The organism is Pseudoalteromonas sp. S327 (assembly GCF_005886415.1).
GTDB classification, from domain to species: domain Bacteria; phylum Pseudomonadota; class Gammaproteobacteria; order Enterobacterales; family Alteromonadaceae; genus Pseudoalteromonas; species Pseudoalteromonas atlantica.
Map to the genome: position 1 here is coordinate 1 of NZ_PNDP01000102.1, position 12,189 is coordinate 12,189.

General features: G+C 42.9%; 8 protein-coding genes, 1 tRNA gene and 1 other RNA gene. 1 reads left to right on the forward strand and 9 read right to left on the reverse strand.

The window, feature by feature from the left end:
- Nucleotides 1–252: 252 nt before the first annotated feature.
- Genes CWB60_RS20270 through CWB60_RS20285 form a run of 4 tightly spaced genes read right to left on the reverse strand, consistent with a single transcriptional unit; the run spans nucleotide 253 to nucleotide 4,521 of the window.
- Complete coding sequence (locus tag CWB60_RS20270) at nucleotides 253–1,419, reverse strand: FAD-dependent monooxygenase (protein WP_138580037.1); 1,167 nt, start codon at nucleotides 1,417–1,419, stop codon at nucleotides 253–255.
- Nucleotides 1,416–2,603: a 2-octaprenyl-6-methoxyphenyl hydroxylase gene (gene ubiH, locus CWB60_RS20275; protein WP_138580036.1), complete on the reverse strand. Its 1,188-nt coding sequence runs from the start codon at nucleotides 2,601–2,603 to the stop codon at nucleotides 1,416–1,418. Before ubiH ends, CWB60_RS20270 begins: the two co-directional genes overlap by 4 nt.
- A gap of 15 nt (nucleotides 2,604–2,618) precedes the next feature.
- Nucleotides 2,619–3,941 (reverse strand): Xaa-Pro aminopeptidase, encoded by a 1,323-nt coding sequence (gene pepP / locus CWB60_RS20280; protein WP_138580035.1) that lies wholly within the window; start codon nucleotides 3,939–3,941, stop codon nucleotides 2,619–2,621.
- A 25-nt stretch (nucleotides 3,942–3,966) separates the two neighbouring features.
- Nucleotides 3,967–4,521 carry a UPF0149 family protein gene (locus CWB60_RS20285; RefSeq protein ID WP_004589599.1) on the reverse strand — a complete coding sequence of 185 codons (555 nt, stop codon included), beginning with the start codon at nucleotides 4,519–4,521 and terminating at the stop codon, nucleotides 3,967–3,969.
- A 193-nt stretch (nucleotides 4,522–4,714) separates the two neighbouring features.
- Here CWB60_RS20285 and ssrS point away from each other — a divergent pair.
- Nucleotides 4,715–4,898, forward strand: a non-coding RNA gene (gene ssrS, locus CWB60_RS20290) — 6S RNA.
- Between the two features lie 141 nt (nucleotides 4,899–5,039).
- Here ssrS and CWB60_RS20295 read toward each other — a convergent pair.
- The 5 genes from CWB60_RS20295 to CWB60_RS20315 all read right to left on the reverse strand — a co-directional run bounded on the left by CWB60_RS20295 (nucleotide 5,040) and on the right by CWB60_RS20315 (nucleotide 12,181).
- Nucleotides 5,040–8,123, reverse strand: coding sequence for an efflux RND transporter permease subunit (locus CWB60_RS20295; RefSeq protein WP_138580034.1), 3,084 nt, complete (start codon nucleotides 8,121–8,123; stop codon nucleotides 5,040–5,042).
- Entirely contained in the window at nucleotides 8,120–9,436 is a 1,317-nt protein-coding gene (locus CWB60_RS20300; protein ID WP_138580033.1) for an efflux RND transporter periplasmic adaptor subunit, read from the reverse strand. Before CWB60_RS20300 ends, CWB60_RS20295 begins: the two co-directional genes overlap by 4 nt.
- On the reverse strand, nucleotides 9,426–10,841 hold the full coding sequence (locus tag CWB60_RS20305; RefSeq protein WP_138580032.1) for a TolC family protein: 1,416 nt from the start codon (nucleotides 10,839–10,841) through the stop codon (nucleotides 9,426–9,428). The genes CWB60_RS20300 and CWB60_RS20305 overlap by 11 nt, the downstream gene beginning before the upstream one ends.
- Before the next feature lie 222 nt (nucleotides 10,842–11,063).
- Entirely contained in the window at nucleotides 11,064–11,696 is a 633-nt protein-coding gene (locus CWB60_RS20310; RefSeq protein WP_138580031.1) for a putative quinol monooxygenase, read from the reverse strand.
- Between the two features lie 409 nt (nucleotides 11,697–12,105).
- A tRNA-Phe gene (locus CWB60_RS20315) sits at nucleotides 12,106–12,181 on the reverse strand.
- Nucleotides 12,182–12,189 lie beyond the last annotated feature (8 nt).

Below are 12,189 nucleotides of genomic sequence, written 5' to 3' on the forward strand. Positions count from 1 at the left end.
CTTTTATGGAGTCAGATCAAATATGCGTTCGCTTTATATCAACAAGCAGAATTACGATAAGTGCGTTGGGTTTGTGTGTAAACGCAAAGCTTGCTCGCGTGAAAAGCGCAGCTTTTAATCTGTTTAAAGCCACTTAAAAACAAAAACCGATGTTTTACCTAAACATCGGTTTTTCTTTACTGAAAGCTGATAGCTAAAAACTAACTACTTTACTTTATACGTTGGGTTTCGCTTCGCTCTTCCCAACCTACGTTATTTGCCTATCGCTTCTTTGGCGAACAGGTGTTTTATTGGGCCTAGGTTATCAACGAGTGACAGCCCGACTCCACGTATCAGCTTTTTAACCGGGTTGGCTCCTTCAAATAACTCTTTAAGCCCTTGCATCATGGCTATGTGCTTTTGCGCGTCGAGCTTGCGGGTGCGCTCGTAATCGCGAAGTGTACGGGTACTCGCAAACTCTTTACTATCACTTGTCAGTAGCTCAATTAAATACGCGGCGTCTTTTAGGCCTAGGTTCATACCAAGCCCTGCAAGTGGGTGAATGGTGTGCGCTGCATCACCCATTAATACCACTTTGCCACTTACCCATTGCTGGGCGTAGCGCATTTTAAGTGGAAATGCTGCGCGTTTACTTTGCACTTCACACAGCCCGCATTGGCCATCTATGGCTGCCATTACAGCTTTATTAAAAGTAGTGTCGTCCATTGCTAGCAATTCATCGCAATGATTAGGGCTGGTAGACCACACAATAGAATGGGTGTTGTCATCGCTAAGGGGTAAAAATGCCAGTGGCCCAGTTGGTAAAAACACTTGGCGTGCGGTGTTTGCGTGTGGCTCTTTGGTTTTAACCGTAGCAACCAATGCATGATGGTCGTAATCTTTAAAGCTTAGCGCCATATTAAATTGTTTACGAATAGCCGAATTTGCGCCATCGGCCGCCACCAGCAGCTTAGCAATAATAGGCTCACCGCTTTTAAGGGTTATAAATACGTCGGACTCACTTTGGTGTATTTGTTGATACTCAGTATCAAACATCAGTGTGGCAGTGGGGTGTTGCTCTAGCTCTTTTATAAGTGCAAAACGAATAATATCGTTTTCAACTATATGGCCTAAGTGTTCAAGCTCAAGTTGCTCGTTATTAAAGGTTATTTTACCAAAGCTGTCGGCGTCGCGTACGTCCATATGCGTATAGGCACACGCTCGCTCTGCCATTATGTGTGGCCATACGTTTAATTGCTCAAACAGGTTTTGGCTTGCAATACTCAGCGCACTTACCCGCAAGGCGTATTCATCACTTGGCGGTAATTGCTTTGGCGCGGCCTCTAGCACCACAACACTTACATTGGCTTTAGCGAGTCCTAACGCGAGGGTTAAGCCTACGCAGCCACCACCCACTATACAAACCTGTGCTTGCTTCATAAACGTGTACCTTGTTTAACTTGCCCCATTAGCTGCTTGGCCAACGGTGCTTTTAATGCGGGAAATAAATCCATTGAGAAAAGCCCAATGCTGCGCCCAAGCGCTAATACCCGTGACGAGTTTGAAAAAAGCCTAACCAGTGCGTCGGTTAAACTCATTACGGTATTTATATCGCTGCTACGCTTTTGTGAATACTCACGGGTAAACGCATAACTGCCTAACTCGTTTTTACTTGTTGCAATTAAATTACTAAGTACTTGTACATCACGCAGGCCTAAATTAAAGCCCTGCCCTGCAATGGGATGAATAGCATGAGCAGCGTTACCAATGACTACCGTACGATGCGCTGTTAATGATTCAGCTTGGCCATATACTAGCGGGTAGCTTGTGCGTGTGCCCACTTTTGTAAATTGCCCTGCCCGATAACCAAATGCACTTTGCAGTGCGTTTAAAAAATCATTTTCGTTTAAGGCTGTATGCTGCTCAACGTGCTGTTGCTTCATGCACCACACTAATGAATAACGGCTATTGCTCATTGGTAAAAGCGCCATAGGGCCGTGCTCGGTAAAGCGCTCATACGCATGGTTGTTATGCCCGCCTGCTACTTCAACATTGGCTATAATAGCGCCTTGTTCATAGGGCTGAGTATTAAAGCCTAAACCCAGTAAGTTACGGGTTGGAGATTGCGCACCATCGGCAATAACCAGTAGCTTAGTATTAAGTTGCTCGCCGCTTTGTAAAGTAACCTCATTACTGTTTAGGCTTTGCTTAATAGCGCTTACGCTATCGGGGCAATAAAGTGCAATACTCGCTTGCGTTAAACGCTGATACAGTGCGCGGCCAAACGGGTTTACCTCAACCACGTAACCTAATGACGGTTTAGCAAACTCGTCGCAACTAATATGTGCTTTACCAAAGTGACCACGATCCGACACGCTTACTTTTTTTATTGCTGCTGTGTATGGCGCACGTGGCTCAAATAAATTTAACTGCTGTAAATACTCAACCGACTGCTGTGCAAGGGCAATACTTCTGTCGTCAAAACTTGGGTGGTAATCGCCCGTTACTTGGTTTGCTTCTACTACCGCAATAGCGAGTGAAGGGTTTGTTTTAGCAATGCTTAGCGCACAACTTGCCCCTGCAAGCCCGCCCCCAATAACAACGACATCAAACTGCTTAGCCACTTTATTTCTCCAAGCTTATGCGCTTTTTGCACTTTGCATAAGTGCTTCTATATCGTTTATGGTTTTAGGCACACTCAAGGTGAGGTTTTCATGCCCTGACTCAGTAATAAGTAAATTATCTTCGATACGAATACCAATGCCTTTATATTGCGGCGGTGCGTTTGAATCTTCACTAATGTAAAGCCCAGGCTCTATGGTTAACACCATGCCTGGCTCAAATGCGCGCTCAACGTTGTTTTGTTTGTAATCGCCTACATCGTGAACATCAAGGCCTAACCAGTGGCCAAGACCGTGCATGTAATATTCTTTACAGGCACCTTTTGCCATTAGCTCATCAAGGTCGCCGGTTAAAATACCTAAATCAAGTAATCCTTGAGTCATTACTTCCATTGCACGTTTATTGGCATGCGACATAAACCCGCCGGGTTTAACTTCTTCAAAAGCCACTTCTTGGGCTTTAAGTACAATGTTATAAAGCGCGGCTTGAGGTTCGCTAAACTTGCCATTAACCGGAAAAGTACGCGTAATATCGGCAGCGTAACCTTGTAACTCACACCCTGAGTCAATTAATACTAGGTCGCCATCTTTTAGCACATCGCTATTTTGCGTGTAGTGCAAAATATTAGCGTTATCGCCACTGCCAACAATGGTGCCGTACGCTGGGTGCGGGGCTCCGTTCATTGCATAATGATGATGCAGCTCTGCCTCTAGCTGAAACTCTGTAGCACCAGGGTGCGAATAACGCATTGCACGCATATGCCCACGGGCACTTATTTCGCAGCCTTCACGCATAATGTTTACTTCGCTTGGCGATTTAAACAAGCGCATTTCGTGAATAAGAGCACGCACATCTTTTATCGTACTCGGTGCCTGATAGCCTTTTTTAGGCGCGCTGCGAAGTGTGTTTAACAAGGTAAATACTTTGGTATCAAAACTTGGGTAAGCGCCTTGTGCATAAAATAAAATCTGCTGACCGTTAACCAAATCTAATAATTGTTCAGTTAGCTCACTTAATGCGTAAGTTTCGTCGAATAAGTACTCATTTTTAGCTTTTTCGAAGCCAATTCTGCGGCCGTGCCAAATTTCGGCCAGTTTATCTTTATCAAGACAAAATAACGTACTTGGCGTATCGCTGTTATTACACAGCACTAAAACGGCATCGGGTTCGTTAAAGCCGGTTAAGTAAAAAAAGTCGCTGTCTTGTCTAAATGCATATTCCGTATCGCGGCTACGAGTTACTTCACTGGCCGCAGGAATAATGGCCACACTATTTGCATCCATTTTCGCAAGTAAACGCTCACGGCGTGCTTTAAATTCTGACTTCTGTATTTCAACCATACTTTAACAACCCGTTTTATTTAGATTAATGTAGTGTTTTTTTAGGTGCTTTTTCTTTGCCAAGCTCGGCAAAACAAAGCAATGCCGATACACGTACATATTCAATCACTTCATGCAGGGCTTGGCTGTCTTCTTCGGTTTCGTCAAACATGGTATCTAGGCGTGTAATTTCGCTAAAATCGCTAATAACTTCTTTTACATCTGCCGATAACTTACCGTAATCTTTTTGCTTTAAACCAAATCCAAGCATAAACCCTGCAACCCATGATACGAGGCCATTGGCTTGATCGATGAGTGTTTCATCATCGCTTGGTAAAAATAAATCGAACGCAAAAGCTTCATCGTTAAAACTTGCTACCACTTGCTTATAAATGGTGCCAAAAAACTGCTTTAGGTCGTTGCTAAACGCTTGGCCATCATTAAATACATCGCTTAATAGGCCTAAGTATTCTTTGTCATCAATACTTAAACCACACGCTAGTAATCCACTAATTACGCCGTGCGCTTCTGCCGGTGAGACAAAAATTTCGTTTTTTTCTAAAAGCAGCTGGGCTTTTTGGTAATCTGGTAAGTCGCTCATGTTTATATCTTCGCTTTGCTAGTTAAGGCAATGCTACCACTCGATAAAAAGCAACTCCAATTAATTGTATGATCCTGCTCAAAAAGTAGCATGATAAGTAAATAGCGAGTTACCAGCGGGCAAAAACTGCTCGAACGGTTCAATTTTTTACGTTTGGGGTTTAAGGAATGGATTATGTCTTATATACTGAACTTGTTCCCTGGGGTGCCGGAGTTTGGTTAAGTCCCTGAGCCGATAAATTTTATACCAGGATTTCTGTTCGTCTACTATTGTGCAAGCTCGGCATGTACCGAGAAGCCTACGGTAGACCGCAGCTTTCCGCCCTGAAACCTTCTGGTTTCAGGACTGACGCCGGACACCGCACGCTTGGGGAACACTTTTCTTATTTTTCTGTTTTTGCATTTTTTGCTACTCCCCTGTTTTTAAATACCCTTTATTACCTTTATAAATTTTTAGCAAAAAAAAGCTGCAATTGATATTAATCAACCACAGCTTAGTCCTAGAACACATTTCGTTATTTATCTAAACCAGCTTTGAAAACGCTCCATCAGCATATAGTTTACTGGCACTAATATAAGCGTAATAAACGTAGCAAACACAATACCAAAGCCAAGGCTTACTGCCATTGGAATTAAAAACTGTGCTTGTGTCGCCTTTTCAAATAGTAGCGGCATTAAACCAATAAAGGTGGTTAAACTTGTGAGCATTACTGGGCGAAAACGTGCAGCCCCTGCAAGTTTAACCGCATCAATAATTTTGCCGCCTTCACTGCGTTTTTTATTAATAAAGTCGACCAACACAAGTGAATCGTTAACCACCACACCAATAAGTGCCAACATACCAAGTAAGCTCATAATGGTTAACTCCATCCCCATAACCCAGTGCCCTATTACAGCGCCTATCATGCCAAACGGAATAACGCTCATTACAATAATTGGCTGCATGTACGATTTAAGCGGTATAGCTAATAGTGAGTAAATAATAAAAAATACAAATAACAATGCCCAAGCAAGCGAGCCAAACGACTCTCTTTGCTCTTTAGCTTCACCTTCTAGCTTGTAATCAACACCTGGGTATTGCTGCATTAATTCATCTAAATACTCAGTTAGGTCGGCTTGCAGCGCGGTCATGTTGGTATTGCTTTTTTCTATGTCGGCAGTCACGTTAAGTGTGCGGTAGCGGTCTATTCGGTTAATCGTAGATGGGCTTTGCCCTGCAATTAATGTAGCTACATGCGAAAGTGGCACCGAGCCGCCCGTAGGCGTAGTAATAAGTATATTTTGTAAGTCGGCTACAGAGCGGCGCTCTTCAATAGGTAGGCGTACCATAACGCGTACATCGTCACGCCCGCGTTGAATACGCTGCACCTGCGAGCCAAAAAACGAGTTACGTACTTGGTTTGCTACATCAACTCGGTTTAAGCCCAAAGCAAAGCCTTGCTCGGTAAGCTCTATTTGCAACTCTTCTTTACCATCAGACATGCTATCGGCAATATCAAATACGGTTGGGTAAGTACTTAAGCGCGCTTTAACGCTTTCGGCAATTTTTTGTAACGTATCGAGCGATGTACCACTTAGCTGCACATCTATAGGGTCTGAGCTGCGTCCTATTTCGGCCCTAAAGGTTACGCTTTCGGCGCCAGGAATAATTCCTATTAAATCGCGCCACTCACTTACCAGCTCGCGTGAGCCAATGTCTGAGTCGCGGCTCTCTGCAGGGGTTATTTCAAAGCGCACACTGCCTGAGTTAGACGCGCCACCACGCCCACCGGTTGAGGCTAAAATATTTAATATAACGCTTTCGCCGGTATCTTCATCGCGGTATTTGTCTTGCAATAACTGCGCTTTTTGCGACATATCCATTACATACTTATTGGTAACTTCAAACGGCGTGCCTGTTGGCAAGGTTAATGTTACTCGTACGGTTTCGCTTGGGATACGCGGAAAAAATACAAACTTAGTCCACCCACTGGTTATTAAAGTTAAAATTATAAAAAACACACCAACAAACAAACTCACCGTCGCTAATTTATAGCGCAATGCTTTAGCTAAAATAGGCTGATAGTATTTTAAAATAGCGCTTTCAAATCCGTCTGCAAAACGCTGCTGAAGTACTTCAAGCTTTGATGATTTTGTTTTTTGATTACGTAGTTTTATGTACTTTAAATGAGCTGGCAGCACAAACTTAGACTCAATTAACGAGAACAGTAATACCGGAATAACCACCACCGGAATTTGTGCAAACAAGGCACCCCGCGCGCCTTCAATAAACGCTAAAGGTAAAAAAGCCGCTACGGTTGTTAGTACCCCAAAGGTAACTGGTGTTGCTACTTCTTGCGTGCCTAAAATGGCAGCTTGTTCGCCCGACTCTGCGGTTTTTAAATGAGTATAAACGTTCTCCCCCGTTACTATGGCGTCATCCACCACAATACCCAGTACTAAAATAAAGCCAAATAAGCTCATAATATTAAGGGTTACACCAAAAATAGGCATCGCAATAAATGCGCCCATAAACGAAACAGGAATACCAATAAACACCCAAAATGCGATGGCTGGGCGTAAAAATAAAGTTAGCAAAGCCAGTACTAAAATGCCCCCTTGTAGGGCGCTGCTGGTTAGCGTAGCAATACGGCTTTTTACAACTTGAGAGTCGTCATCCCAGTAACTTAATTCAAAACCTTGTGGTAACGAGCTTTGCTTAGACTCTATGTAGTTTTTTACATCATCTGCGACATCTATCGCACTTTGCGGCCCTATGCGGTATACATCTATAAAGGCGGCTTGTTTACCATTAAAGCGTGTACGTACCGGGGTCTCTTCAAAGTCATCATTAATGTTTGCTATATCACCTAAGCGTATTACTGTACCGTCGCTCTGATTTTTAACTACAATGTTTGCAAATTCATCTTTTCGGTAAGCTTGCCCTTTTGAGCTTATAAGTACATCGCCCCCTTCTGTTTTTAAATTACCAGCCGAAATATCAGAGCTCGACTTAGCCACAGCGGTAGATATTTGCGCAAGGGTTAAGTTGTATTGGCGAAGTGTATCTTGGCTTACTTCTATGGCGAGCTCGTAATCGCGTACACCACTTAGCTCAACCTGCGTAACATTAGGAAGGCGTAAAATATCGTCGCGTACTTGCTCGGCGTATTCTAAGGTTTCTTTTTCACCGTAATCGCTCGCTACGGTAACAGCTATTACTTCGCGTTTTCGCTCGGCAAGCGCCACAATGGGCTTTTCAGCATCGGCCGGAAAAGTGTTTATAGCATCTACACGGCTTTTTATATCGGCTAATAATTCGCGCGGGTCGTAGCCACTTTCTACTTCTATAGTTACCGACGCAGAGCCCTCTGATGAGCGGCTAGAAATTTGCTCTATACCTTCTAAATCTTGAACGGCTTCTTCTATTCGAATGGTAACCCCTTGCTCTACATCCTCAGGGGTTGAGCCGCGCAAAGTAACGCTTACACTTATGCGATCTGTTTCAAACGATGGAAACACCTCAAGCGGTATTTGACTCGATAAACTAAATAAACCCGATAGCAGTAACGTAATAAGCAATAAATTGGCTGCTACATGGTTTTTTGTAAACCAAGCAATCATGGCTTATCTCCTTGTGCAGCGCGGCGTTTTTGTATTAGCTCTTCAACACTAACTCCCATTTCTTGCGCTTTTTTTTCTAGCTGCTCACGCGATGGACGCTTACCTTTGCCTGCGCCATTTGGGCCTTTTGCTCGCATATTTTGCGTATCGGTTTCGCCTAAAATGCTTACTGCTGTGCCTGAACTTACTTGCCCAAGCGGTGTAATTACTAACTTATCGCCTGGATTGAGGCCTGTTTTTACCATAGCTTGTGTAGCATTTTGCCATGCAAGCGTAATATTTTTACGCTTTAGCAGCCCCTCTTCAACCACATACACGTAGCTGCCTTGGTAAATAGTACTATTAGGGATTATTAACGCATCAGGCACTGTTTTACCGCTAATTTGCGCAGTGATGTATTGCCCAATTTTAATTGGGTATTGGTTATTAGCCGTGGCTTTGTAAGGGTCATTTATTTGCGCAACAATATACAATTGCTGTGCACCTTCATCGATAGCGCCTTCAGTACGTATTATTTGCCCTTGCCATGTTTGCTCGCCCACTAAGTCAGATTTAAACTTAACGAGTGAGCCGGCTTGGTTTTTACTGCCATCTCTGTATTGCTCTGGCAAACTAATATACGAAAGGTCTTTATTTTTAATTGGTAAGCGCACTTCAACGCTGTCTATGGCATAAATAGTTGCAAGTTCTGTGTTTTCGCTTACCACTTGGCCAAGGTCTACATTACGACTAAGCACACGCCCAGCGTAAGGCGCTGTAATTTGGGTGCGCTCTAAATCAAGCTGTGCTTTTTCAAGTGCGGCTTGTGCTGAAAGTACTTGTGCTTGTGCAGCCGCTAGTTGGGGCTCGCGAAGTACTAAGCTGTTCGCTTGAGATGAGCCGCCTAAACGCTTCCAATCAGTAATTGCTTGTTGGCCGCGGGCTTTTTCTTCTAACAAACTTTGCTCTGCAGTAAGTAATGCTGCTTGCGCCGATTTAACCTCAGCTTGATGATCTCTATCGTCTAGCTGTAGCAGTACATCGCCTTTTTCAAAAAAACCGCCCTCTCTAAAATCATCACTTACTTTATTAATTTGCCCAGATGCTTGAGCAACTAACAAACTTTGAGTACGCGGCTTTACCGTGCCATAGCTATCAATAAAAATTAAGTAGTCTTGTGGTTCAATCTTTTTTACCGATACGCTCACCGTGGCTTTAGGAGGTGAGCCAAAACGTTTTGCTTCAGGTGGATTACCCTTAATAAACATAACAATTAAAATGGTGGCCACCACCACTACGGCTGGGATTAAAAGTTTTGCTGATTTAGTTTTCATCGTTATTGCTCTTAGGTTCGCTTGTTGGGGCGTTAAAATCGCCGCCAAGGGCAACGTATAGGTTTATTCGGTTAGCAATTAGCTGGTTTTTTGTTTCAATGAGTGAGCTTTGCGCATCAAAAGAGCGGGACTGGGCATCAAGCACAGTAGTGTAAGTTACTAAGCCGCTTTGGTACTGCTCAAACGACAGTTGCTCTGCTGCAAGGGCGTTTTCTTGCGCCTCTAGCGTGCTTTTATAACTGGCTTGCAAGGATTGCTGCTGAGTAATTGCGTTTTCAACATCGCTGAATGCATCGTACAAGGTATCTAAATATACTTGCTCTTGTTTTTGTGCATTTAAGCGTGCTACTTCTTCATTTGCTTTTAGCTGGCCACCATTAAATATTGGCGCAGAAATACTGCCTAATAAAGACCACGCTAAGCTTGATGGCGAGAATAAATCGCTCACTCTATCGGTGCTATCACTCACGCTTGCTGATAAGTTTAAACTAGGGAAACGCTGTTTATGGGCATAGGCTAGGCCTGCGTCGCTTGCTAATAACTGGTACCAGCTTGCGCGCAATTGAGGCTTGCGTGTAATTAGCTCAGAGGGAATACCGGTATTAATTGGCGAAAGAAAAACAGGCAGTTCAACCTCTGCTGATATATCGCCTTTGGGGTAACCGCCTAATAAACGCTCTAAAGAACGCGAGGCGCTTACAAGCGTGGCTTGTTGATTAGCAATACGCGTACGCTCGTTATTAAGCTCATTACGGGCTAAATATACATCGAGTGCTTCATTAATACCTTGGCGGTAGCCCGATTCAATAATATCTAAGTTTTGCTGTGCGTTTTCTTCTCGGCGTTTATATAAATCGAGTAACTGCTGGGCGGTTACTAAATCAAACCAGCCAGTGACAACATTGGCCACCAATTGCTGCTTAGCTTGCTCAAAACTAGCTTGTTCCGCCAAGTAGTTTAGGTTGGCTTGGCGTTTAGCATCAGATAACTTACCCCACACATCTACTTCATAGCTTAGCTCTAAAGTGACGGAGCTGGCATTATCATAACTTACAGGTCTATTGTCTTTACTGCGCCTAGTTTGCGCAGATAAATCAAGATCGGGCCAAAGCGCAGAGCCTGAAATTATTAATTGCTGCTTTTGTATTTGTACATCGTAGGCACTTTGTAACAAGGCCTGATTATTATTTAGTGCCTTATTAACAAGGTTTTCGATGTAAGGGTTTTCTAAGGTTTGCAGCCATTGCTGATCTACTGCAAGTGCATTTTGTGCTAAACCATGTTGCCATGTCGCTGCAATGTCGCTGGGTGCTTGCTCGCGCTGCTGAGGGTTTAGCGTACCCGCACAGCCGCTCAACAATACCAAGCTAAGAGCCAATAAAGTTGGCTTAGTTTGCCAAATCATAGTTAACCTAAATTACTGCCATTTATGAATGTAATTCAAGCACTTTGGCAAATTTTGCTCAACTTACTTTACATAACATTACATACGTTGCGATGAATTAACATAATAGTCAGTTATTATAAAAACCGGCAGGGAATTTGGAGGGTATTTATACAAAAAAGCAAATAGCGTGTAATACACTATTTGCTAAATGGGATAAGTAATGTTGTTAAACACAAGCCTTTAAATTTCTTTAACGAAGCTCATATATTGCTGCATATCGCCAACAACTGCTTGCGCTAATAATTCGCTTGTTTTTACTGCGTACGGCTGTTTAAAGTGAATATCCCACAACGCAGATTCACTGCGCCAATGTTCATAAACAACTAATGTATCGTCGTTATTTTCAATACTATATAAATCAAACACTAAGTTACCAGGCTCCTGGCTGCGCGTTTGCGTTACATGAGTTTCGAAACGCTCAATGACTTTATTTTTAAAACTTGGCTTAATCTTAAAAATAAAAAACACAATACATATGTCATCTTCAGGGTTAACAACTTTTGTATTACGCTCATGCAGCGGAGCTGGCATTGTATCTTCTAATAACATGACCTGTGGCGCCGATTGGCTGATTTCAGCCAACGCACTTAATAACGTTTGTGTGTAATCTTGTGCGCCATGGTAATCAACTGCATTTTGATCTTCAAAACGCTCATAAGCAAAAAAGACGCCTGGCTCGTTTTTATCCTGATATAAACGCATCTCTATAAGACCTGTTTCGGCTTTAGCGCCTTGCTTGTCTTCTTCTAGTAGCGCTTTAAATTGTGCGATGTGCTCGTCTTTAATATCAAACTTAACAATTTGCGTGATCATAATTAGCTCCAGCTTTAAATTACTTATACCAATACGCTTAATTAAGTGATCTATTTTGAGGCTTGAAAAACGTGCTGATAGCTAGGCAAAAAAGCCGCTATTTAGTTGTTCTAAATAGGAACTTTTAACGCCGGTAGTGACACGTTTAGCCCCGCAAAATGATTAAGTATTATTGCGGATTGGCGTTATTAGGGCTAAAGGTACCCTGCACTTTATTACTTAAATCAATCATATTGAGTGAGTAAATGGAGTGAGTAATAACAGCACCTAACCTTTTGATGAGGTAATTATGCGCATGCAAACAAGGGAGAAAAAGAGAGGATATACCCAATTAATATGGACTGTTTTGTCCATAATAAATTTTAAGCAAAAAAAAGCCCCGCATGTGTATGCAGGGCTTTAATATAAATGGTGCCTCGACCCGGAATCGAACCAGGGACACGAGGATTTTCAATCCTCTGCTCTACCAACTGAGCTATCGAGGCACATAATG